This window comes from Allobosea sp. GW823-FHT02B03 (genome assembly GCF_058797755.1).
Genome location: NZ_JBXAJY010000004.1, coordinates 492834 through 514358 on the forward strand (window position 1 = coordinate 492834; position 21525 = coordinate 514358).

Below are 21525 nucleotides of genomic sequence, written 5' to 3' on the forward strand. Positions count from 1 at the left end.
AGCAAGGCAGGCGCCGAGAAATGCCTCGCCGGCAGCTTGACAGCATCAAAAGTTGCTGTTTCATTGAATAGAAATAAATTCTACTCAGTAGAAATCAAGGAAACGCTCAATGCTGAACCGCACGCCGCCCGCCGCGCCTGTTGCCTATGAGATGCTGATCGGGGGAGAGTGGCTGTCCGCTGCGTCTGGCGCTCGCATGGACAGCGTCGATCCCTATCTCGGGACTGCGTGGGCAAGCGTCCCCGACGCTGGCGAGACCGACGTCGCGGCGGCCGTCGGTGCGGCGCGCGAGGCCTTCGACAACGGGGCGTGGGGACGGGCGACGGCGCGTGAGCGGGCTGTCATGCTGCGCCGGCTCGCCGATCTGATCGCCCGCGATGCCGAGCGTCTTGCGGTCATCGAGAGCCGCGACAACGGCAAGCTCGTGCGGGAGATGACCGCGCAGTGGCGTTACCTGCCGGAGTGGTTTCATTACTACGCCGGTGCCGCCGAGCGGATCGAGGGCGCGACGCTCCAGTCCGACAGGCCCAACTTCACGGCCTTCACCCGCAAGGAAGCCGTCGGCGTCGTCGCCGCGATCACGCCCTGGAATTCGCCGGGCCTGCTCCTCGCCTGGAAGCTTGCGCCGGCCCTCGCCGCCGGCTGCACCTTCGTCGTCAAGCCGTCCGAATACACGCCGGTCTCGGCGCTGGAGCTCGGCAAGCTGTTCGACGAGGCGGGTTTCCCGGCCGGCGTGTTCAACGTGGTCACTGGCGGCCCCGAGGCTGGCCGCGCTCTGGTCGGCGATCCCCGTGTCGACAAGATCGCCTTCACTGGCTCGACAGATGTCGGCAAGGCGATCGCCAAGGCGGCGGCCGACAACCTGACCGGCGTCCTGCTCGAACTCGGCGGCAAGTCGCCGAACATCGTCTTCGCCGATTGCGATCCTGCCGCCGCCGCCAACGGCATCGTCGCCGGCATCTTCGCCGCGTCGGGTCAGAGCTGCATGGCCGGTTCGCGTCTCGTCATTCAGCGTTCGATCATGGACGAGGTGCTCGGGCGCGTGATCGAGCGCGCCAAGGCGATCAGGATGGGCGACCCGACCCTGCCGGAAACGGAAATGGGCCCGGTCGCGACGCCGCAACAGCACCGGAAGATCCTGGGCATGATCGAGCAGGCGGTCGCCGAGGGAGCCAGGCTCGCCTGCGGTGGCTCTGGCGAGGCGGGCGGCCTGTTCGTGCAGCCCACCATCCTGGTCGATGTCAGCCCGCAGATGACGATCGCGCAGGAGGAGGTGTTCGGGCCGGTGCTCTGCGTGTTGCCCTTCGACACCGAGGAGGAGGCGGTCGCGCTCGCCAATGACAGCCGCTTCGGTCTGGCGGCCGGCGTCTGGACACTAAATGTCCAGCGGGCGCATCGCATGGCGGCCCGGCTGCGGGCCGGCACGGTCTGGATCAACGCCTACCGGGTCGTCGCCTACAACGCGCCCTTCGGCGGCTACAAGCAGTCCGGGGCGGGGCGCGAGAACGGGCTGCACGCGGTCGACGAGTATCTCGAAACCAAGACCGTCTGGATCGAGCTTTCGGGCGCGACCCGCGATCCCTTCACCATCGGCTGAGGGGGAGAGCATGACCGCACCTCCCGCCGCAGCGGCCGCGCCGCTGCTCGCCATCACCGATCTCTCGGTCACCTATGCCGGCTCGATCGCCGCCCTGAGGGGGATCAGCCTGCAGGTTCCGCGCAGCGGCATCGTCGCGCTGCTCGGCGCGAATGGCGCCGGAAAGACCACGACCCTGCGGGCCGTTTCCGGCCTGCTCGGCTGGCATCGCGGCCGGATCGGCGGCGGTGATGTCCGCTTCGACGGCGACAGCATCGCGGCGCTGGGCGGCGCGGCGCTGGTGCGGCGCGGGATCGCGCAGGTCATGGAAGGACGGCGCATCTTCGCCGAGCTCTCCGTCGAGGAGAACCTACGGCTGGGCGCCTTCACCCGCCATGACGTGGCCGGTGTCCGCCGTACGCTCGAGGAGGTTCTCGAGCAGTTCCCGATCCTGCGCGAGCGCTACAGGCAGGCGGCGGGCTACCTCTCCGGCGGCCAGCAGCAGATGCTGGCGATCGGCCGTGCCCTGATGGCGGGGCCGAAGCTGCTGCTTCTCGACGAGCCGTCGCTCGGCCTGGCCCCGATCATCGTGCAGCAGATCCGCGAGGTCATCCGTCGCATCGCCGACAACGGTGTCGCAGTCATGCTGGTCGAGCAGAACGCCGACATGGCGCTGTCGCTCGCCGACCACGGCTACATCCTCGAGAACGGCCGCATCGCGCTCGAAGGGACGGGGTCGGCGCTGAAGGCCAATCCAGCTGTCCGGGAACTCTATCTCGGCATCGTCGGCGCCAGTGATAGCGAGCTCGCTGTGGCTGCGGGAGACGCGCGATGAACCCGCTGCTCTGCGTGCGCGACATCCATCTCAGCTTCGGCGGCGTGAGAGCGCTGAACGGGATTTCCTTCGATATCCAGCCCGGAGAGATCTTCTCGATCATCGGCCCCAACGGCGCCGGCAAGACCACGATCTTCAACTGCCTGAGCTGCCTCTACCGTCCCGACAGCGGCTCGATCCGGCTGGAGGGGAAGGAACTCGTCGGCCGGCCGCCCAAGGACCTCGCGGCGCTGAAGATCGCGCGGACCTTCCAGAATCTCGGCCTGTTCGAGCAGCTGAGCGTGATGGAGAACGTGCTGCTCGGCCGCCATCACCTGATGGCGACCTCGACGCTCGGCAACGCGTTGCGGCTGGGCTCGACCCGGCGGGAGGAAGCGGAGCATCGCGCCCGCGCCGAAGAAATCCTCGGCCTGTTCGACCTGCGCAAGCTGGCGGGCACTGCCATCGGCGTTCTGCCCTATGGCGTGCGCAAGCTAGTCGAGATCGCCCGCGGCCTGGCGATGGAACCGAAGCTGCTCCTCCTCGACGAGCCGGTCGCCGGCATGAACCACGAAGAGACCGCTGGGATCATCGAGGCGATCCTGCGGGTACGCGATCGCTACGGCACCGGCATGGCGCTGGTCGAGCACGACATGCGGATGGTCATGGCGATCTCGGATCGCGTCATGGCGATCGACTTCGGCCAGCACCTGGCCACCGGCAAGCCTGCCGAGGTCCAGAACGATCCACGCGTCATCGAAGCCTATCTGGGGAGGGCCGCATGAGCGAGCTCGTGCAACTCGTCATCGGCGGCCTGTCGCTGGGCGCGCTCTATGCGCTGCTCGCGCTCGGTTTCGTCGTCGTCTACAAGTCGACCGGCGTCCTGAACTTCGCCCAGGGCGGGCTCGTCCTCTGCGGCGCCTATTTCTGCTATGCGCTGGGCGCGCGCTGGGGTCTGCCGTTTCCTCTCGCCATGCTGCTTGCCGTGCTGGGCACCGCATTCGTCGCGGTGGTGGCCGAGCGCTTCGTCATGCGTCGCCTGATCGGCAAGCCGGTCTTCGCGGTGATCATGGTGACCTGGGGGCTGCTGATCGTGATCGAGCAGTTCCCGGCCTCGGTCTGGGGCTATGACCTGCTGCCGCTGGGTGACCCGTGGGCCATGAACATGGCGGGCGTCGGCAATATCCAGATCCTGACCGTCGATCTCTGGACGCTCGGCATCAGCGCCGTGGTGATGGCGGCCGTCTACGTCTTCTTCCGCTATTCGCGTTACGGCCTCGCCATGCGCGCTTCCGCCTTCGATCAGGAAGCGGCGATGGCACAGGGTGTCTCTCCGGCCCTGGTCTTCGCGCTGGCCTGGGCGATTGCCGGCGTCATTGCCGCACTCGCCGGCATCATGCTCTCCGGTGGGGTGAGGGGGCTCAGCCCTGAGCTCTCGCTCGTCGCCTTGCGGGCGTTCCCCGCGATCATCCTGGGCGGCATCGACTCGCCGGTCGGCGCCGTGGTCGGCGGCCTCGCCATCGGCGTCGCCGAGGTGCTGACGGCGAGCTACGTCGCCCAGCACGCGCCCTGGCTCGGTCAGAACTTCCATCTCGTGATGCCCTACGTGCTGATGACGGCGTTCCTGCTCGTGCGCCCCTACGGCATGTTCGGCACGCAGGCGGTGCGGAGGGGATGATGCACGCCCGCACCGATCTCCGTCCGATGGACACTCTCGCCATGCCGGCGGCTCGCCCGCCGGCCAGCATTCGGCCCGCGACGCTTTTCGCCAGCCTCGCCGCGATCGCCGTCCTGCCCTTCGTCGTGCCGGATTTCTGGCTCTCGATCCTCAATTATGCGGGGATCGCGGCGGTCGGCGCCATCGGGCTCAACCTGCTCACCGGCAGCACCGGCCAGGTCTCGCTCGGCCAGCCCTTCTTCATGGGTGTCGGCTGCTATGTCGCCGCCTATGTCGGGCAGGATCTCGGCCTGCCGCTGCCGCTCTGGCTCGCGGCGGCGGTGCTGGCCGGCGGCCTGATGGGTGCGCTTGTCGGGCCGGCGGCGCTGCGGCTGCGCGGGCATTATCTCGTCATCGTCACGCTCGGCCTCGTGCTCGTCGGCCTGCATCTCTGGCAGAACCTGCCGGTGCTGACGGGCGGCGCCAACGGCCGCAGCATCACGCTGGCCGCGACGCTCGGCCCGCTCGATTTTTCGGCCCTGTCGCTGGGCGGCGCCGCGCTCGCCCGCAACCAGGGCTGGTTCATCCTGATCTGGCTGTGCGCGCTCCTCGCCGCCGTGCTGGCGCTCAACCTGCTCAACTCCCGCGCGGGGCGCGCCTTCATGGCGATCCGCGACCGCGAGATGACGGCGTCGGTGATCGGCATCAGTGTCTCACGCACCAAGATCGTCGCCTTCGTGATCTCCAGCATGTTCGCTGCGGCGGGCGGAGCGCTTTATGGCGGCTATGTCCGCTATGCCGCGCCGGTCGAATGGGACCTGCTGCTCGGCGTCCAGTACCTCGCCATGATCGTCGTCGGCGGCACCGGCTCGGTGCTTGGCTCGGTCCTGGGCGCGCTGTTCATCACCTTGCTGCCGCAGGTCGTGAAGCTCGCCAGCCCGATCCTGCCCTTCGTCTCGATCACGCCCGGCGATGGCGGGGTGATCAGCCTCTTCGCGCTCAATCAGATCCTCTTCGGCTCTTTCATCATCGGCTTCCTGATGTTCGAGCCGCGCGGGATCGCCGGACTTCTCGGCCGCATCGCCGGCCGCTTCGACCAAGCAAAAAAGAACTGAGGGAGGACAACATGATCTGGAAGACAGCTTTCGCGGCCGCCGTCGCGACCATGATGGCGGGGCTGCCGGCAGCCGCGCAAAGCGAGCCGAAGCCGGTGCCCGGCTTCGATGGCAAGACCATCCGTCTCGGCGTGATCCAGCCGCTCACCGGCCCGGCCGCCGTGCTCGGTCAGCCGGTCGTCGCCGGCGTCCGGACCTGGTTCGAGGCGATCAACCGCGAGAAGGGTGGCCTGGGCGGCAAGTACAAGGTCGAACTCGTCATCGAGGACCACCAGAACCTGCAGCCGGCGACGGTCCAGGCCTACAACAAGATCAAGAACGACGTCGTGATGATCGCGCAGCTCTTCGGCACGCATACGACGCTCGCCGTCCTGCCCCAGGTCAACGACGACAAGATGGTCGTGGGGGCAGGCGGGTACGACTACGTCTTCTTCAAGGAGAAGCAGCTCCTGCCGGTCGGCGCGCCCTACCAGATCATGGCGATCAACGCCGTCAGCCACCTCTGGAACGAGGGCGGGCAGAAGGGCAAGACGCTCTGTGGCCTGATCCGCGACGACCCCTACGGTGCGGCGGGCCTGGAAGGCATCGAGTTCGCCGCGAAGAACCTCGGTGCGAAGATCGGCGCGGTCGTGCGCTTCTCGATCGCCGATCAGGACTTCAGCGGCCAGATGGCCCAGCTCAAGGCGGCCAATTGCGAGGTCGTCTACGTCACGACCATCCCGCCGCAATGGGTGCGCATGGTCGGCAATGCGGTGCGGATCAACTTCGCGCCGCTCTGGCTCGGCCAGTTCCCGACCTGGTCGGGCGTGCTGACCGACAGCCCGGCCTACAGCTACATGGAGAAGAACCTCGTGGTCGCCAGCGAGGGGCCGGAATGGGGCGATGCCTCGGTGCCCGGCATGGCGCGACTGGTCGAGCTGCAGAAGAAATACGCGCCCGACGCCAAGCCCGATTTCTTCTTCACCATCGGATACAAGGCTGCGCAGGCAGCAACGCAGGTGCTCGAAGCTGCGATCAAGAGCGGCGACCTCAGCCATTCCGGCCTGGCCAAGGCCTATGACTCGATCGCCTCGATGAGCTTCGACGGCATCACCGGCGACCATGTCTTCGGCCCGGTCGAGAAGCGCCGGCCGCCGCTGACCTCCAGCCTGTTCAAGGTCAACAAGGCCAAGCCCTACGGCCTTGAAGGGGTGAGGACCAACTTCTCCAGCGACCTCGCGGCCAAGTACGCCGCCGAGCACGCGAACTGACGGCCGGGGCGCGGCCGGCCCGCGGTCGCGCCCGCCCCAACCATCCACGGAAGACGACATCATGATCGCGAATTTCTACATGCCGACGCGGCTGGTCCACGGCCCCGGCGCCCTGTCCCGCCTGCCGGAACTCGTTCGTGCCAATCGCATCAATCGCCCGCTCGTCGTGTCCGATCCCGCGATCGCGGCGACGCCGTTCTACGGGCAGGCGCTCGCCGCGCTGAAGGAGGCCGGCTGCGACGTCGCGACCTTCGAGGAGTGCGGCATCGATGCCCGCCTCTCCCATGTCGACGCACAGGCCGAGCGGGTGCGCCGGGAGGACCGCGACGGCATCGTCTCGATCGGCGGTGGCTCGGTGATGTGCACCGGCAAGGGCATCGCCATCGTCGCCCCCAATGGCCGCAGCTTCGCCGACATGACGGGCGTTGCGAATTTCAGCGCGCCGGCCCTGCCGATGATCATGGTACCGACCACGGCCGGTTCGGGTTCCGAGGTCTCGCAGTTCACTCTCGTCAAGGACGAGGCGAGCCACCGCAAGCTCGTCGGCGGCGGACCGCTGAGCTTCCCGCAGGCCGCGATCCTCGATCCCGTCACCCTGGAGACATTGCCACCGCGCGCCGCGGCGGCCTCGGCGGTGGATGCGCTGACCCATGCCGTCGAGGCGCTGTTCTCCTCGCTGGCGACACCGCTGACCGATGCGCTGGCCCTGGAAGCCGTCCGGCTGCAGGCCGGCAGCATGCGCCGCTCGATCCTGTCGGACGACATGGCGGCGCGGGCCGACAATCTGCTCGCTTCGGCAATCGCCAACATCGCCTGCGGCAACAGCCGCCTCGGCCTCGCCCATACCTTGTCGCTGCCGCTCGAGGCGCGGCTCGACCTGCCGCATGCCATCGGCGTCGGCGTCCTCATCCCGCGGATCGTCGCCTTCAACGCCCCGGTCGCGCCGGCCAAGGCGGAGAAGCTCGCCATCGCGCTCGGTGCCCGGTCGGGGGTGGGTCTCGCCGAAACCGTCGCGGCGATCCACTCGGCGCTCTTCGGTCTCTTCCACGACATCGGCTTCCCCACGGCCTTCTCGCCGGAGCAACTGCCGCGCGAGCGGCTCGCCGAGATGGCGGAGGCAGCGATTCCTGGCCTCTATGGCGGCGCGATGCCGGACCGCGCCGTGCGCGACAGCGACCTCATCCATCAGCCGGGCGTGCGCCGCACCAGCGTCGCCCAGGCCCGCGCCATCTTCGAACAATGCTACGGCTGAAGGAGCGGTCATGAAGATCGAGAACAGCTTCACCGTCGCCCTGCCGCCAGGCGAAACCTGGCGCGTCCTGCTCGACATCCCGGCGATCGCGCCCTGCATGCCGGGGGCCGAACTGCTCGGCGTCGAGGACGATCGGACCTATCGGGGCAAGGTCAACGTCAAGCTCGGACCCGTCGCAGTGTCATTCCAGGGAAAGGCCCAGTTCGTCGAGATCGACGAAACGACGCATCTGGCGCGCGTCAAGGCGTCCGGCGCGGAGCTGAAGGGCCGCGGCAATGCGGCGGCCGATGTGTCGTTCAAGCTCACGCCGGATGCGGGAGGCACCCGCGTCCATGTCACGACCGACGTCAACCTCGCCGGAACCGTTGCGCAATATGGCCGGGCACAGGGCGTGATCGCCGGCGTCGCCCAGGTCCTGATCGACCAGTTCGCAACCAATCTGCGCAAGCAGCTCGCGGCGAGCGGCGCGGCGACGCAGGCGGGCGTTGCACCGGCGGCTCCGAACGCAACCGCCGGCCCGGCGCCGGCCCCCAGCCTGTCCCTCGTCTCGCTGATCATCGCCTACATCCGCAGCCGCCTCGGTCGGCTGTCGCAACGGAGCTCGTCATGACCCCGGATCTCGCCCAGTCTGTTCCGAACCTGATCTCGGACAAGCTCGTCACGATCGCGGCCGACGGCAGCGCGAGCCTGGCGGGCGGGCGCTGCAAGGCCTGCGCTGCGCTGAGCTTCCCGCGCGCCGAAGTCTGCACGCAATGCCTGTCGCTGGAGGTCGATGGCACAGCGCTGTCCAGCGAGGGACGGCTCTATTCCTACTCCGTGGTCCATCAAGCGCCGAAGGGTTGGAAGGTGCCTTATGCCCTTGGCTACGTAGACCTTCCCGAAGGGGTCCGGGTCCTCGCGCATATCGACGCGCCGCTTCAGGCCATCGCGATCGACCAGCCGGTCAGGCTCTCGCTCGGGGTCGTCGCAACGGATGCCTCGGGCGCCGATCTCTCCACCTACACCTTCGTTCCGGCGTGAGGAGCCCGCTCATGAACACCGCATCGCTGCGCGAGGTCTGCGTCGTCGGAACGGGCCTCGTTCCGTTCGGCAAGCAGCCGGACAAGACGCTCGCCGAGATCGCCTGGCCCGCCGTGCGAGAGGCCATCGTCGAATCTGAACTGCCGCCGAAGCAGATCGACGCCGTCTTCTGCGGCACGGCGCTCGGCGGCATGCTCGCCGGCCAGCGCATCATGAAATCGCTCGGCATCAGCGGCATGCCGATCATCAATGTCGAGAACGCCTGCTCGTCGAGCTCCTCGGCGCTCTCCGTCGCCTGGCTCTCGGTCGCCAGCGGCCAGCATGACGTCGTGGTCGTGATCGGCGCCGAGAAGCTGACCAAGTTCGGCGGCGGCACGCTGCCGCTGGAGCGCGAGGACTGGGAGGTCAACCAGGGCATGGTGATGCCGGCGCTCTATGCGATGCGCGCGCGCCGTTACATGCACGAATACGGGCTGACTGAGGCGCAGCTCGCCCAGGTCTCGGTCAAGGCGCATGATCACGGCGCGCTGAACCCCTATGCCCAGATCCGCAAGCGCGTGACGCTCGACGAGGTGATGTCGGCGCGTCCGGTCACCGACCCCTTCACCCTCTGGCATTGCTGCCCGACCGGGGACGGCGCCGCGGCGGTCGTCCTCGCCGCCGGCGACATCGCCCGGAGGGGTGACGCCAAACCGGTGCGCGTCGCCGCTTCCGAGGTCACCTCCGGCATCTACACCGACCGTTACCGCGACATGACCTGGGCGGAACTGACCGCGCGAGGCGCCAAGGGTGCCTATGAGATGGCCGGCATCGGTCCGGAGGACATCGACGTCGCCGAGATCCATGACGCCTTCACCATCGCCGAGCTGATGTATTACGAGGCTTTCGGCTTCTGCGAACGCGGCGGGGCCTACGAGCTTCTCGACAGCGGTGCGACCTCGCTCGGCGGCAAGCGGCCGGTCAATCCGTCCGGCGGCCTCCTGTCGCGCGGGCATCCGATCGGCGCGACCGGGGTCGCCCAGGCCGTCGAGATCACGCGGCAGCTCCAGGGCCGCGCCGGCGAGCATCAGGTCGAGGGCGCGCGCACCGGGCTGACCCACGCCACGGGCGGCGGCATCGCCGGTCTCGACCACGGCGCCTGCTCGATCCACGTGTTCGCCCGATGAAGCCGGCTCCCTTCGACTATCACGCGCCGGCGACGCTCGCCGAGGCGGTCGGCCTGCTCGCCAGCCTGGAGAACGCAAAGCTCCTCGCCGGCGGCCAGTCGCTCGTGCCGATGATGAACTTCCGCTATCTGCTGCCGGATCATCTCGTCGATCTGAACGGCATCGCCGAGCTCGCCGGCATCACCCTTCTGGGCGATCGCCTGCGGATCGGCGCGATGACGCGCCAGCGCGAGCTGGAGTTCTCGGAGGTCGTGGCGCAACGCTGCCCGCTGTTGAAGGAAGCGCTGGCGCATGTCGGCCATCGCCAGACACGCAATCGCGGCACGATCGGCGGCAGCCTCTCGCATTTCGACCCTTCGGCCGAGCAGCCGACGGTCTGCGCCGCCCATGACGCGGTGATCGAGATCGCCTCGTCGAGCGGGACGCGGCGGGTGCCCTTCGCCGAGTTCGGGCTCGACTTCATGACGACGGCAGTCGGGCCGGATGAAGTCCTGAGCGCGATCGAGCTGCCGCTCTGGTCGCCGGGCCATGGCTGGGGCTTCCATGAGTTCGCGCGGCGGCGCGGCGACTTCGCGATTGTCGCGAGCGCAGCTTTGATCGAGCGCGACGGTTCCGGCCTGATCGCGCGGGCCTCCGTGACGCTGGCGGGCACGGGTACCGGGCCGCTGCGTCTGCCGCGGCTCGAGGAAGCGCTGGTCGGCATGGCTCCCGAGGACGGCTCCCTCGCCGAGGCTGCGATGTTGGCCGGAGAGATCGACGCCGTCTCGGACATCCATGCCAGTGGCGATTACCGCCGGCATCTCGCACGCGTGCTGACGGGCCGGGCGTTGGCGGACGCCGCGCGCCGCGCCGGCTGAGGACAGCTCATGACCAAGAAAACCGTGAAACTCACAGTCAACGGCAAGGCCTACGAGGCGGTAATCGATCCGCGCCTGACGCTTGCCGATTTCCTGCGCCACGCGCTCGACCTGACCGGCACCCATGTCGGCTGCGAGCATGGCGTCTGCGGCGCCTGCACAGTCCTGGTCGACGGCCGCTCGGCGCGCTCCTGCCTGATGTTTGCCGTGCAGGCGAACGGACGCGATGTCACGACGATCGAGGGGCTTGCCCCAGCCGACGGCGAGCTCGGCGTCCTGCAGCGCGCCTTCAGGGAACACCATGCGCTGCAATGCGGCTTCTGCACGCCGGGCATGCTGACCACCCTGACCGAGCTGCTGCGCGACAACCCAGCGCCGACTGAAGAGGAGGTGCGCGACGTGATCACCGGAAATCTCTGCCGCTGCACCGGCTATGCCGGCATCGTCGCGGCGGCGCTCGATGCCGCCGAGCGGCTGCGCGCCGGGGAGGCCTGAGCCCATGGGCGTCAAACAGTTCGGAGCCCGCGTCGCGCGCCTCGAGGACCCGGCCCTGCTGACCGGTCGCGGTCGCTATGTCGACGACATCAAGCTGCCCGGCATGCTGCATGCCTGCTTCGTGCGCTCGCCGCACGCCCATGCCCGTCTCGGCGCAATCGACACGGAAACCGCCCGGCAGATGCCCGGGGTGCATGCGGTGCTGACGGCGGACGACCTGCCGGGGGCGATGGCGACCTCACGGATGCCGATGCTCGTCCCCAATGCCGCCATCGCCGCTCTGAGAACGCAGCACTGCCTGGCGCGCGAGGAGGTCTGCTATGTCGGCCAGGCCGTCGCCGTCGTGTTTGCTGAGAGCCGTTATCTCGCCGAGGATGCCGCCAATGCGGTCTTTGCAGATCTTGACCCGCTGCCGGCGGTGAGCGATTGCAAGGCGGCGGTCCAGCCGGGTTCTCCGGTCGCCCATGCCGACCTGCCCGACAATGTCGCCTCGACCTTCAAGATGGCCTATGGCGACGCCTCCGCCGCCTTCGCCGGCGCGGCGCATGTCTTCAGGGAGACGCTATTCCAGCATCGCGGCGGCGGCATGGCTCTGGAGACGCGCGGCGTCGTCGCGCAGCACGACAGGGTGGGCGACATGCTCACCGTCTGGTCGGCGACCCAGACCCCGCATATCGGCAGGCGCATGATCGCCGACCTGCTCGGGCGTAGTGTCGAGAATATCCGCGTCGTCGCGCCCGATGTCGGCGGCGGCTTTGGCCCAAAGGCGATCTTCTACCCGGAAGAGGCGGTGATTGCCGCTGCGGCGCTGTCTCTCGGGGTTCCCGTGAAATGGACCGAAGACCGGCGCGAGCATTTCCTCTGCGCGACGCAGGAGCGCGACCAGCACTGGGAGGTCGAGATCGCGGTCGATCCCGAGGGCCGCATCAAGGGCGTGCGCGGCAGCCTGCTGCACGACACCGGCGCCTTCGTGCCCTGGGGCGTGATCATGCCCTATATCGCGGCGGCGACGATGCCGGGCCCCTATGTCCTGCCGGCCTATGAGCTCGACGTGACGGTGGCGCTGACCAACAAGGTCGCGACGACGCCGGTCCGCGGTGCCGGCCGGCCGCAGGCAGTCTTCGCCATGGAGCGATTGATGGACCGCGTAGCGAGCGAGCTCGCTCTCGACCGGGCGGAAGTGAGGCGGCGCAACTTCATCCAGCCGGAACAGATGCCCTATTCGGTGGGGCTCACCTTCCGCGATGGCAAGCCGCTGGTCTATGACAGCGGCGATTATCCCAAGGCGCAGGCCGAGGCTCTGGCCTTGGCCGAGTACGACGGCTTCCCGGCCAGGCAGGCCGAGGGCCGCCGGCAGGGGCGCCATCTCGGCATCGGCATTGCCAACTATGTCGAAGGCACGGGGCTTGGCCCATTCGAGGGCGTCACCATCCGGATCCAGCAGAACGGCAAGGTCGCGGTCGCGACCGGCGCCACCAATCAGGGGCAGGGCACCCGTACCACCCTGTCCCAGATCGTGGCGGATCGGCTCGGCTGCCGGATCGAGGACATCGAGATGAGTATCGGCGACACCGCGACGATCGCCAATGGCGTCGGCGCCTTCGCCAGCCGCCAGGCGGTCAATGCCGGCTCCTCGGCGGCCATGGCGGCCGATGTCGTGCGCCAACAGGTGTTGAAGCTTGCGGCAAGGGCGCTCGGGGTTCCCGAAGCCGAGATCGCGATCGAGGACGGGCGAGCGACGGCGCTCGGTGGCAACAAGCCGGAGATCGGCTTCGGCGAGCTCGCCAGGATGTCGCAGGGCATGCCCGGTTTCTCGATGCAGGCGGGTGACCAGCCGGGGCTGGAGCACACCGCCTATTTCACGCCGCCGCAGGCGTCATACTGCAGCGGCACCCATGTCGTGGAGGTCGAGGTCGACATCGAGACCGGCGCGGTGCGGATTCTCGGCTACAGCGTCGCCCATGACAGCGGCAACATCATCAACCCGCTGATCGTCGACGGACAGGTCCAGGGCGGCGTCGCGCACGGCGTCGGCAACGCGATGTTCGAGTTCATGAAGTACGACGAGAACGCCCAGCCGCTGACCACCACCTTCGCCGATTATCTAATGCCGATGGCGACGGATGTGCCGGATTGCCGGATCGCCCATGTCGAGTCGCCGAGTCCGCTTAATCCGCTCGGGGTCAAGGGGGCGGGCGAGGGCGGCACCATTCCCGCCGCTGCAGCGATCGTCTCCGCCATCGAGAATGCGCTAGGACCGTTCGGCGTCCGCTTCGCCGAGACGCCGCTCACGCCAGAGCGCATCGTGGACGCGCTCGCCGAGGCGGGCGCCTATCGGAGAACAGTCAATGGCCGGTAAGGGCGAGTCGCTCGGTACGGTGCAGCGCGTGGTCGAGGTGCTGCGCCACCTCGCCGAGCGCGGGGACACGACGATCAAGGACCTGTCGGCCGCGATCGGCCTCGTGCCCAGCACCTGCCATCGCATGCTCGATCTGCTGGTCAAGGAAGGGCTCGCCGAGCAGGCGGGCGAGCGGCGAGGCTATCATCTCGGGCCGGAGTTCTTCCGGCTCGCGGCGCTGGTCAACACCCGCCAGGACATCCGCAGCCTGGCCCGGCCCTTCCTGCAGCAGGTCGTCGACGCTTGTGACGAGACCTGCGTGCTGTGCCTCTACGTGCCGGCCGACCGCAACATGATCTTCGCCGAGAAGAGCGATTCGAGCCAACTGCTGCGCTACCAGCTGAAGCTCAACAGCCCGCAGCCCGTGCTGTGGGGCGCGAGCGGACGCGCCATCCTCGCACATCTCCCGCGGGAGGACCGCCGTCGGATCTACGAGGAGGCGGAGGACGCGCCGGCCTCACACGAGAAGCGTCCGCCGCTCGAAGAGCTGGAGGCGGAGCTCTCCGCGATCCGCGCCCGTGGCTATGCAGTCTCGCACGGACAGAAGATCGCCGGGGCCGTCGGCATCAACTCTGCCGTCTTCAACGCCGCAGGCGCCGTTGTCGGCAGTCTGGGCGTCACCGTTCCCCAGCAGCGCATGGTCGCGACCGACGAGGCCAAGCTCGGCCTGCTCGTGCGCCAGCACGCGGCCGCTCTGTCGCGTGCGCTGGGCGCGCCCCTGTCCAAGCCAGCCGAAAACGAGATCATCCCCGCATGAATGCTCACGCTTCCCCGCAAGGGCCGACCGGCGAAGGGCCGCTGCGTCATCTGCGCGTCCTCGACCTGACCCAGTTCCTCTCCGGCCCTTATGCCACCCAGATCCTCGGCGACCTCGGCGCCGACATCATCAAGGTGGAGACGCCGGACGGCGACATGACGCGCGTGCTGCCGCCGCATTTCGTCGGGCCCGACAGCGCCTATTACCTCAGCGTCAACCGCAACAAGCGCAGCCTCGCCGTCGACATGAAGACGCAAGAGGGACGCGATCTCGTCCGAGACCTCGCCCTCGCCAGCGATGTCGTGATCGAGAATTTCCGGCCCGGCGTGATCGAGCGCCTCGGCCTGTGCTATGCCGATCTCTCGGCAAGCAAGCCGGAGCTGATCTGGTGCTCGATCAGCGGCTTCGGCCAGGACGGTCCGTATCGTGACCGGCCCGCCTATGACATGATCGTCCAGGCGATGTCCGGCGGCATGTCGCTGACTGGCGAGACGGACGGCCATTCCGTCCGCTCGGGCATCCCGCTCGGCGACCTCGCGGCCGGCATGTACGGCGTCATCGGCATTCTCGCCGCGCTTTCCGACCGGGACCGCACCGGCAAGGGCCGCTGCGTCGACATCGCGATGCTCGACTGCCAGATTTCGATGCTGAGCTATCAGGCCGCCTATTACCTGGCCTCCGGCACCGTGCCCGGCCGGCAGGGCCGCGGCCACGACTCGATCCCGACCTATCGCTCCTTCACTTGCGGCGACGGCGCCGACGTCGTGATCACCGCCAACACCGAGCGCATGTGGAAGGCGCTTTGCGAGGTGCTCGGCCGCCCCGATCTCGCTGAGGACGAGCGCTTCCGCGTCAACCAGCTCCGCTATCGCAACCGTCAGGCGCTGTGGGAGATCATCGAGGCGATCTTCGCGACGCGACCGGCCGCCGCTTGGGTCGAGGCACTGGTCGCCGCCGAGATTCCGGCTGCGGCCGTGAACACGCTCGACGGCAGCCTCACCGACCCGCAGGTGCTCTACCGGAACATGGTGCTGCAGCTCGCTGGCCGCGATGGCGAGATGCTGAGGGTCGCGGGCAATCCGGTGAAATTCGTAGGCGAGCCGGAGATCGAACACCGCTTCCCGCCGCGGCTCGGCGACGACGAGGATCTGGTCTTCTCGGAACTGCTGAAGCTCAGCGCCGAGCGGATCGAAAGCCTGCGTCAGAGCGGGGTCATCGGCAGGCGTGTGACGGCCGCGCAGCAGGGGCAGAAGGAGGCGAGGGCATGACGGGGCCGAGCGAAGGCATCCGGGCGCAGAAGGTCGAGGGTGGCTTCGCCGTCACGATCGACCGCCCCGAACGGGGCAACATGCTGACGCTCCCGATGATCGCGGCTCTGGCGCAGGCGGTTCGTGATATCCCGGGAGAGGCCAAGTTCGTGCATCTTTCGGGCGCAGGGGCCGATTTCTGCCGCGGACGCGATCCGCAGGGGGCGCCTGCCGCCGCGACGGCGCTCGACATCCGCATGGCGCTGATCGAGCCGATCCTTTCGCTCTACGACGCGCTATCGGACTGCCCGGTGCCGGTCGTCTGCGGCGTGCGTGGCGCCGCCCGTGGGCTTGGCGCCGCCTTGGCTACCGCCTGCGACGTCACCATCGCCGCCGAGAGCGCACGTTTCGACCTGCCGGAGATGGAGAAGGACCTGCCGCCGACCCTTGCCATCTCGGCGATGATGCGCAAGGTGCCGCCGAAGGCGCTGGCGCTGATGGTCTATGGCATGGATCCGATCGATGCGCGCGAGGCTCGGATGCTAGGGCTCGTCAGCAAGGTAGTGTCCGACGACGCGCTCACCCCCGAGACCGAGCGCCTGCTGGGGACGCTGCGTGCGCGCAGCCGCGAGGCGCTCGTCGCGGTCAAGGACTACCAGCGGGCGGCGCCGGAGCTGGGGGCGCGCTCCGGCCGCGATCTGGCGGCGAACCTGCTGGCTTCCGTGCTGTCGTCGAAGGCGCGCTGACCATGCCGGCGCTGAAGCTGAACGGCGAGACGATCTCGTTCGAGAGCGCCGGCGTCGGGACGCCGGTGCTGCTGCTGCACAGCCTCGGGACGCATGCAGGCCTCTGGGCATCGACCGTGGCCGCGCTGTCGGATCAGTTTGAGCTGGTGGCGATGGACTGTCGCGGGCATGGCGGGAGCAGCAACCACGCCGGCTTCTCCGTCGAGGCGATCGCAGGTGACGGGCTCGCGCTGATGTCGGCGCTCGGCCACGAGCGCTTTCACGTCGTCGGCTGCTCCATGGGCGGCCTGTTTGCGGTCACCCTGAATGCCATGGAGCCCGCTCGCTGTCTGTCGCTGACCTTGGCGGGGGCGTACGCGGCTGTCGGCGCAGCCGGTCCCCTTCGGATCGCGGCGACGCGGGAAACTCTGGCGACCATGCCGATGGCCGAGTTCGGGCGCCGTTATGCCGACGATACGGTGATCGCGACCGATCAGGCCGCAAACGCGCTGGTCGCAGATTCGATCGCAGCGATGACGCAGGAGAACTATCTGCAGACGCTCGAAGCCATCCTGACCGCCGATGTCTCTGCGTCTTTGACGGATGTCGCGGCTCCGACCCTGGTGCTCGTCGGAACCGAGGACCGGCGCGCGCCGCCCGCGGTCGCGCGCGGTCTCGCGGACGCCATCCCTGGCGCAGTGCTTTGCGAGCTTCAGGGGGCGGGTCATCTCGCCATGCTCGACGAACCCGCGGCGTTCGTCCGAGAGCTCGAGCGATTCCTGACGAAAGCTTAGAGGCTTCGGCACCGGCTGCGGCCTTCGGACATCGCACTTGGGCGGTGCTCCGCGAAATCCGCCAGGGATCGCGGCGGCAATGGCCGAAGACGCAATGGCGCAATGGCCTATGATCGCGATCCCATCGGCGGAGCCCGGTCATGAGCGCCAAGGCAATGATCCTCGCAGCATCGACTGTCTTCAGAGATCACGCGGCTCCGCGCGAGCCGGCGGAAGGCCGGTGGCGCGATCGCGCGACAATCCTTCGGCTCCGTCGCTCCGCAAGGCTTGGCGAGGCGCGCGATGATTGATCTGCGCCAGATGCGCCAGTTCATCGCGGTCGCAGAGGAACTGCATTTCCACCGCGCCGCGGCGCGGCTGAACATGTCGCAGCCTCCGTTGACGATTGCGATTCGCAAGCTGGAACGGGAACTCGGCTTTGAGCTCATCGCGCGCGACAACCGAATCCTGGGCCTGACCGCGGCTGGAGCGGTGTTCCTCGAGGAGGCGCGGCTGACGCTCCAGCAAGCAGAGCGCGCCGTCGCGGCAACGAGGGAAGCCGCAGCAGGCCGGGCCGGGCAGGTTCGGCTCGGATATGTGGGCAGTGCGCTTTATGGCCGTCTGCCCGACATGATCCGCGCCTTTCGCGAAACACATCCCGAAGTCCGGCTCGAGTTGCTGGAGGCGACCACCGCCCGGCAAATGGAGCTGCTTCGAGAAGGCGCCCTGGACCTGGGCCTCCTCATTGCGCCGGCTGCCCCGACCGAAGGCTTCTCGTTTCAGCCCTTCGATACCGACCGCCTGTGCATCGCGCTGCCGCATTCGCACCCCTTGGCCGGCGCGCCGACCATCGAGTTGCGCGATCTTGCGAATGAGCGCTTCGTCCTGTGGCCGGCAGCCGAGGGTCGCAGCTTCCATTTCAGGGCGGTCCGCTTATGCGCTGACGCTGGCTTCACGCCGCTGGTCGTCCAGGAAGCGCATGGCCTCCATGCGGTCCTGTCCCTCGTCGCCGTCGATGCCGGGATCTCGATCGTGCCGGAGGGCATGGCGAGCTTTCGGAGCGATCGGATAGCGTATCGTTCGATCAAATCCCCTGATGCCGCCTTCGGATTGTCGCTGGGCTTTCGGGCGCCGGTCAAAAATCCCGCGGCGGGGCAGTTCCTGAGCGCATCTGCCCATCGTTGAAGCCGTGAGCAATCAGGCTCGACGAAACGGGCCCGACGCGCTGGCCGGTTTCAAAACCGCTTTTCGTGATCTGCTTGGGACCCCGCCCGGCTGGCAGAGCATTGGCCATGATCGCGACGGGCTGGATCGCCGCGCCGCCAGCGGGAGCGCCAATGGCTGGCACTGCTGCTTCCGATCGTCCCCGATCGGAAGCGAAGTCACATCACGCCGCCGCCGGCGCCGATGTTCTGGCCTGTTACCCATCGGGCTTGCTCGCTGGCAAGAAAGGCCACCACGTCGGCGATGTCGTCCGTTTCCCCGATGCGAGCGAAAGGGGACATGCCGGCGGCACGTGCGCGGTCCCGCTCGGGCAGCATGTCGGTGTTGGTAAAGCCGGGCAGCACCGCATTGACCGTGATCCTGCGTGAGCCGAGTTCCCGGGACAATGAGCGGACGAACTGTTCGACCGCCCCTTTGCTGCCGAGATAGAGCGAGGTTTCGCCCAGGAACATTCTTGTCCCGCCGGTGGTGACGGCGACGATGCGTCCGCCGTCGCGCAGGCGTTTCGCGGCCTCCTTCAGCGTGAAGAAGGTTCCTCGGGCATTCGCGCCGAACAGGGTATCGAAGTCGTCTTCCGTGCAATCGATCAGCGGCTTCAGGATCGCGATGCTCGCATTGGCCACCACGATATCGATGGGGCCGAATGCGATCTCGGCCTTGTCGAACAGCCGCTGGATGTCGTCGATCCTGGCGATATCGCCTTGCACGGCCTGCGCCGTGCCGCCGCTGGCGACGATCTGCGCCATGAGCTCCTCTGCGGCGCCGGCTTCGCTGCGGTAGTTGATGGTGACGGCGGCACCGTTTGCAGCGAGCCGTGCCGCTATCGCACGGCCGATCCCGCGGGAGCTGCCGGTAACGACGGCAGTCTTGCCAGCCAGATTCTGAGGGTACATCCCGGGCTCCTTCGCGCCGCCTGGCGCGAAGCCAGCCAATTTCGACCGCGTCCTCGGTCTGTCGATCTGCGCCGGGGACGGAAGGAATGCTACCGATCGACGCTAGAACGAATAATGCGGGCGGGATCGCATTCTCTGTTCGGCAGGATTCATGAATCCGTTTGTGCCACGGGCTGGCCGAGGCGCGCGGCGTCATGGCGTGCACGGGCTGCGTCGAGTTCCGGAAAATTCCGCTCGGCCCATCTGTCGAGCGCGATGAGGGTAGCGCTCAGTGAAGAACCCAGCGCACTGAGCCTGTATTCGACGTGCAGCGGAACGGTCCGGAGGTCATGGCGCTCGACAAGGCCGTTCCGTTCCAGGTCTTTCAGGGTTTGGGTCAGCATCTTCTGCGATATGCCGCCGATCCGCCGCAGGAGAGCGCCGTTCCGGCGGGGTGCTTCCGCTAGTGCCGTGAGGATCAGGACGCTCCATTTCCCGGAAATGAGCTCCAACGCATGCCGGGCCGAGCACTCGGCGTCGAACACGTCTGGAATGCTCTGTCCGGTCTGGTCGTGCGGGGAGGCCATGCCTTGCTTCGCCATAGGTACCCGAAGGTGCGTACTTGCGGGGTGGGGCGCGTCATCTAGCTATTGCAGACATCGCCGCCAAGCCGGCGGGAGCCGCTCGTCCCGGGCGCCTCCTGCGGCTGGCGGCGGATAATCCACTCTGCGAGATCGGATGCGCCATGAAAGCTATGGTCCTAAGTTCGAGTCCACGCCGCGACGGCAACTCCGCCGCTCTGGCCCGGGCCTTTGCGAGGGCCTGCGCGATGCCGGGCATGAAAGCGAAATCGTCGTTGCGAACGACATTCTGGGCTCGTTTCTGAAGGATTGTCGCTCCTGCCGGCGGCCAGACGGCAGTTGCGCCATCGAGGACGGGTTCAGTTCCGCGTTCTTCGAAAGCTTCCTGCCGGCTCAGGGGTTCGTGGCCGCCAGCCCGATCTATTGGTACGGCATGTCAGCCCAGCTGAAGGCGTTCTTCGACAGGATGTTCTGCTATGTGGCCGCCTCTCACCCGTCGTCGCCATCGGTGGTCGTGCGCATGCAGGGCAAGCGCATCGGGCTGCTGCTCAGCTCGGAGGAAACCTATCCGACCGTCTCGGCCGGAATCGTGCAGCAGATCCAGGAATACAGCCGTTATACCCGCTCGACATTCGTCGGTACGGTGCATGGCTACGGCAACTCGCGCGGCGAGATCGCCCGGGACCCGCGCGACCCCGTCGCGCAGGCATACGATTTTGCGCGAAGCTTCTTCACGGCTCATGCGACGGACTACCAGATCGACACGCCGAGATCCGGCCGCGTCTGGGGGGTAGCAGGCGGGCCTGCGGCTAGTCGGGATCGACGCTAGCGCTCCGGGCGCCAAGCCTACCGGCTTGCCGCACATGCTCGATGAACAGCCGCAATGGCTGCATCGCGCGATACTCACGCGGAAAATAGAGATAGAGACCCGGGATCGGCACAAGATGGTCTGCCAGCAGCGAAACGAGCCGGTCCCTGCGCATCTCCGCCTGAGGCGCGTCGCGGAAGACATATCCCAGCCCCAGCCCGTCTGCGATCATCGTGTAGAGCGTGGGCAGGTCGCTGACGATCAACCCGCCGGTGACCTCGACCTGATAGGCGCCGTTCGGGCCGTCGAACAGCCAAGGCGCGATGCGGCCGGAGCGGTGAAAGCGATAGCGAATGCAGTCATGCGCAAGAAGATCGCGCGGTTGTCGTGGAACAGGCCTCCGATCGAGATACTCCCTGCTGCCATAGACCGCGATCGGAAGAGCCTCGCCGATCTTGATCGCTACCATGTCCTGCTCGACACGATCCCCCTGGCGGATGCCCGCATGGTAGCCGGACTCCACGAGGTCGACGAAGGCATCGGTCATGACCAGTTCCAGCTCGATCTCCGGCCAGGCGGCACGAAAGGAAACGACGAGCGGCGCCAGGAGCATGTGATAGGCGAATTCGGGGAGGGTGATGCGCAGCGTGCCGCGTGTGCTGCCGCCGACATCGCGTGCACTCTGCAGCGCCTCGTTCAACTGGTCGAAAGCCGGCAGGGAGCCGCGACTCAGCGCTCGCCCGGCCTCCGTCATCGTCACTGACCGCGTCGTCCGGATGAACAGCGTGGTTCCGAGCTGCCTTTCGAGCGCCTTGAGCTGGTGGCTGACCGTCGACGGCGTGAGGTTCAACGCTTCGGCCGCCCCCCGCATGCTGCCGGCGCGGGCGATGGCATCGAAAACCTCCAACAGTGCGAGGGGCAGGCGCATTCGTGAATCA

General features: G+C 67.7%; 22 protein-coding genes. 19 read left to right on the forward strand and 3 right to left on the reverse strand.

The window, feature by feature from the left end; all coding sequences use genetic code 11:
• Nucleotides 1–109: 109 nt before the first annotated feature.
• The 18 genes from AC1REK_RS15980 to AC1REK_RS16065 all read left to right on the forward strand — a co-directional run bounded on the left by AC1REK_RS15980 (nucleotide 110) and on the right by AC1REK_RS16065 (nucleotide 18287).
• Nucleotides 110–1597, forward strand: coding sequence for an aldehyde dehydrogenase (locus tag AC1REK_RS15980; RefSeq protein WP_492269282.1), 1488 nt, complete (start codon nucleotides 110–112; stop codon nucleotides 1595–1597).
• Nucleotides 1598–1607: 10 nt separating this feature from the next.
• Entirely contained in the window at nucleotides 1608–2411 is an 804-nt protein-coding gene (locus tag AC1REK_RS15985; RefSeq protein ID WP_492269281.1) for an ABC transporter ATP-binding protein, read from the forward strand.
• Entirely contained in the window at nucleotides 2408–3175 is a 768-nt protein-coding gene (locus AC1REK_RS15990) for an ABC transporter ATP-binding protein (RefSeq protein ID WP_492269280.1), read from the forward strand. Before AC1REK_RS15985 ends, AC1REK_RS15990 begins: the two co-directional genes overlap by 4 nt.
• Nucleotides 3172–4068 carry a branched-chain amino acid ABC transporter permease gene (locus AC1REK_RS15995; protein ID WP_492269279.1) on the forward strand — a complete coding sequence of 299 codons (897 nt, stop codon included), beginning with the start codon at nucleotides 3172–3174 and terminating at the stop codon, nucleotides 4066–4068. Before AC1REK_RS15990 ends, AC1REK_RS15995 begins: the two co-directional genes overlap by 4 nt.
• 26 nt (nucleotides 4069–4094) lie before the next feature.
• The gene (locus AC1REK_RS16000; protein WP_492273806.1) at nucleotides 4095–5162 is read left to right on the forward strand and encodes a branched-chain amino acid ABC transporter permease; all 1068 of its coding nucleotides are present in this window, start codon (nucleotides 4095–4097) and stop codon (nucleotides 5160–5162) included.
• An 11-nt stretch (nucleotides 5163–5173) separates the two neighbouring features.
• Complete coding sequence (locus AC1REK_RS16005; RefSeq protein ID WP_492269277.1) at nucleotides 5174–6412, forward strand: ABC transporter substrate-binding protein; 1239 nt, start codon at nucleotides 5174–5176, stop codon at nucleotides 6410–6412.
• A gap of 61 nt (nucleotides 6413–6473) precedes the next feature.
• Nucleotides 6474–7664, forward strand: coding sequence for an iron-containing alcohol dehydrogenase family protein (locus AC1REK_RS16010; protein ID WP_492269276.1), 1191 nt, complete (start codon nucleotides 6474–6476; stop codon nucleotides 7662–7664).
• 10 nt (nucleotides 7665–7674) lie between these two features.
• A complete protein-coding gene (locus AC1REK_RS16015) occupies nucleotides 7675–8274 on the forward strand; it encodes an SRPBCC family protein (RefSeq protein WP_492269275.1) in 600 nt (199 codons plus the stop codon).
• A complete protein-coding gene (locus tag AC1REK_RS16020) occupies nucleotides 8271–8684 on the forward strand; it encodes a Zn-ribbon domain-containing OB-fold protein (RefSeq protein WP_492269274.1) in 414 nt (137 codons plus the stop codon). The genes AC1REK_RS16015 and AC1REK_RS16020 overlap by 4 nt, the downstream gene beginning before the upstream one ends.
• A gap of 11 nt (nucleotides 8685–8695) precedes the next feature.
• Nucleotides 8696–9850: a thiolase family protein gene (locus AC1REK_RS16025; RefSeq protein ID WP_492269273.1), complete on the forward strand. Its 1155-nt coding sequence runs from the start codon at nucleotides 8696–8698 to the stop codon at nucleotides 9848–9850.
• Nucleotides 9847–10707, forward strand: a complete 861-nt coding sequence (locus AC1REK_RS16030; protein WP_492269272.1) for an FAD binding domain-containing protein — start codon at nucleotides 9847–9849, stop codon at nucleotides 10705–10707. The genes AC1REK_RS16025 and AC1REK_RS16030 overlap by 4 nt, the downstream gene beginning before the upstream one ends.
• A gap of 9 nt (nucleotides 10708–10716) precedes the next feature.
• Nucleotides 10717–11202 carry a (2Fe-2S)-binding protein gene (locus AC1REK_RS16035; protein ID WP_492269271.1) on the forward strand — a complete coding sequence of 162 codons (486 nt, stop codon included), beginning with the start codon at nucleotides 10717–10719 and terminating at the stop codon, nucleotides 11200–11202.
• A 4-nt stretch (nucleotides 11203–11206) separates the two neighbouring features.
• Nucleotides 11207–13561 (forward strand): molybdopterin cofactor-binding domain-containing protein, encoded by a 2355-nt coding sequence (locus AC1REK_RS16040; RefSeq protein WP_492269270.1) that lies wholly within the window; start codon nucleotides 11207–11209, stop codon nucleotides 13559–13561.
• Nucleotides 13551–14357, forward strand: coding sequence for an IclR family transcriptional regulator (locus tag AC1REK_RS16045; protein WP_492269269.1), 807 nt, complete (start codon nucleotides 13551–13553; stop codon nucleotides 14355–14357). The genes AC1REK_RS16040 and AC1REK_RS16045 overlap by 11 nt, the downstream gene beginning before the upstream one ends.
• A complete protein-coding gene (locus tag AC1REK_RS16050) occupies nucleotides 14354–15625 on the forward strand; it encodes a CaiB/BaiF CoA transferase family protein (RefSeq protein ID WP_492269268.1) in 1272 nt (423 codons plus the stop codon). The genes AC1REK_RS16045 and AC1REK_RS16050 overlap by 4 nt, the downstream gene beginning before the upstream one ends.
• Nucleotides 15622–16350 carry an enoyl-CoA hydratase/isomerase family protein gene (locus tag AC1REK_RS16055; protein ID WP_492269267.1) on the forward strand — a complete coding sequence of 243 codons (729 nt, stop codon included), beginning with the start codon at nucleotides 15622–15624 and terminating at the stop codon, nucleotides 16348–16350. The genes AC1REK_RS16050 and AC1REK_RS16055 overlap by 4 nt, the downstream gene beginning before the upstream one ends.
• 2 nt (nucleotides 16351–16352) lie before the next feature.
• The gene (locus tag AC1REK_RS16060; RefSeq protein WP_492269266.1) at nucleotides 16353–17123 is read left to right on the forward strand and encodes an alpha/beta fold hydrolase; all 771 of its coding nucleotides are present in this window, start codon (nucleotides 16353–16355) and stop codon (nucleotides 17121–17123) included.
• A 282-nt stretch (nucleotides 17124–17405) separates the two neighbouring features.
• Complete coding sequence (locus tag AC1REK_RS16065; protein WP_492269265.1) at nucleotides 17406–18287, forward strand: LysR substrate-binding domain-containing protein; 882 nt, start codon at nucleotides 17406–17408, stop codon at nucleotides 18285–18287.
• 197 nt (nucleotides 18288–18484) lie between these two features.
• On the opposite strand, the gene AC1REK_RS16070 is transcribed toward AC1REK_RS16065, so the two are convergent.
• Together AC1REK_RS16070 and AC1REK_RS16075 are read right to left on the reverse strand one after the other, a co-directional pair.
• Entirely contained in the window at nucleotides 18485–19219 is a 735-nt protein-coding gene (locus AC1REK_RS16070; RefSeq protein ID WP_492269264.1) for an SDR family oxidoreductase, read from the reverse strand.
• A gap of 149 nt (nucleotides 19220–19368) precedes the next feature.
• Nucleotides 19369–19785: a winged helix-turn-helix transcriptional regulator gene (locus tag AC1REK_RS16075; protein WP_492269263.1), complete on the reverse strand. Its 417-nt coding sequence runs from the start codon at nucleotides 19783–19785 to the stop codon at nucleotides 19369–19371.
• 151 nt (nucleotides 19786–19936) lie between these two features.
• Here AC1REK_RS16075 and AC1REK_RS16080 point away from each other — a divergent pair, with 151 nt between their 5' ends.
• Nucleotides 19937–20608, forward strand: a complete 672-nt coding sequence (locus AC1REK_RS16080) for a flavodoxin family protein (protein ID WP_492269262.1) — start codon at nucleotides 19937–19939, stop codon at nucleotides 20606–20608.
• Here AC1REK_RS16080 and AC1REK_RS16085 read toward each other — a convergent pair.
• Nucleotides 20589–21515, reverse strand: a complete 927-nt coding sequence (locus AC1REK_RS16085) for a LysR family transcriptional regulator (protein ID WP_492269261.1) — start codon at nucleotides 21513–21515, stop codon at nucleotides 20589–20591. The two genes, AC1REK_RS16080 and AC1REK_RS16085, sit on opposite strands and share 20 nt — an antisense overlap.
• Nucleotides 21516–21525: the final 10 nt, after the last annotated feature.

Bases quoted from the DNA above. Each gene is read 5' to 3' on its own strand.
- AC1REK_RS16020 (WP_492269274.1), top strand. From the start codon at position 8,271: ATGACCCCGGATCTCGCCCAGTCTGTTCCGAACCTGATCTCGGACAAG.
- AC1REK_RS16080 (WP_492269262.1), top strand. From the start codon at position 19,937: ATGCGCCATGAAAGCTATGGTCCTAAGTTCGAGTCCACGCCGCGACGG.
- AC1REK_RS16030 (WP_492269272.1), top strand. From the start codon at position 9,847: ATGAAGCCGGCTCCCTTCGACTATCACGCGCCGGCGACGCTCGCCGAG.
- AC1REK_RS16040 (WP_492269270.1), top strand. From the start codon at position 11,207: ATGGGCGTCAAACAGTTCGGAGCCCGCGTCGCGCGCCTCGAGGACCCG.
- AC1REK_RS16010 (WP_492269276.1), top strand. From the start codon at position 6,474: ATGATCGCGAATTTCTACATGCCGACGCGGCTGGTCCACGGCCCCGGC.
- AC1REK_RS16025 (WP_492269273.1), top strand. From the start codon at position 8,696: ATGAACACCGCATCGCTGCGCGAGGTCTGCGTCGTCGGAACGGGCCTC.
- AC1REK_RS16015 (WP_492269275.1), top strand. From the start codon at position 7,675: ATGAAGATCGAGAACAGCTTCACCGTCGCCCTGCCGCCAGGCGAAACC.
- AC1REK_RS16070 (WP_492269264.1), bottom strand. From the start codon at position 19,219: ATGTACCCTCAGAATCTGGCTGGCAAGACTGCCGTCGTTACCGGCAGC.
- AC1REK_RS16050 (WP_492269268.1), top strand. From the start codon at position 14,354: ATGAATGCTCACGCTTCCCCGCAAGGGCCGACCGGCGAAGGGCCGCTG.
- AC1REK_RS15995 (WP_492269279.1), top strand. From the start codon at position 3,172: ATGAGCGAGCTCGTGCAACTCGTCATCGGCGGCCTGTCGCTGGGCGCG.
- AC1REK_RS16075 (WP_492269263.1), bottom strand. From the start codon at position 19,785: ATGGCCTCCCCGCACGACCAGACCGGACAGAGCATTCCAGACGTGTTC.
- AC1REK_RS15980 (WP_492269282.1), top strand. From the start codon at position 110: ATGCTGAACCGCACGCCGCCCGCCGCGCCTGTTGCCTATGAGATGCTG.
- AC1REK_RS16045 (WP_492269269.1), top strand. From the start codon at position 13,551: ATGGCCGGTAAGGGCGAGTCGCTCGGTACGGTGCAGCGCGTGGTCGAG.
- AC1REK_RS16000 (WP_492273806.1), top strand. From the start codon at position 4,095: ATGGACACTCTCGCCATGCCGGCGGCTCGCCCGCCGGCCAGCATTCGG.
- AC1REK_RS16005 (WP_492269277.1), top strand. From the start codon at position 5,174: ATGATCTGGAAGACAGCTTTCGCGGCCGCCGTCGCGACCATGATGGCG.
- AC1REK_RS16065 (WP_492269265.1), top strand. From the start codon at position 17,406: ATGATTGATCTGCGCCAGATGCGCCAGTTCATCGCGGTCGCAGAGGAA.
- AC1REK_RS16060 (WP_492269266.1), top strand. From the start codon at position 16,353: ATGCCGGCGCTGAAGCTGAACGGCGAGACGATCTCGTTCGAGAGCGCC.
- AC1REK_RS16055 (WP_492269267.1), top strand. From the start codon at position 15,622: ATGACGGGGCCGAGCGAAGGCATCCGGGCGCAGAAGGTCGAGGGTGGC.
- AC1REK_RS15990 (WP_492269280.1), top strand. From the start codon at position 2,408: ATGAACCCGCTGCTCTGCGTGCGCGACATCCATCTCAGCTTCGGCGGC.
- AC1REK_RS15985 (WP_492269281.1), top strand. From the start codon at position 1,608: ATGACCGCACCTCCCGCCGCAGCGGCCGCGCCGCTGCTCGCCATCACC.
- AC1REK_RS16035 (WP_492269271.1), top strand. From the start codon at position 10,717: ATGACCAAGAAAACCGTGAAACTCACAGTCAACGGCAAGGCCTACGAG.
- AC1REK_RS16085 (WP_492269261.1), bottom strand. From the start codon at position 21,515: ATGCGCCTGCCCCTCGCACTGTTGGAGGTTTTCGATGCCATCGCCCGC.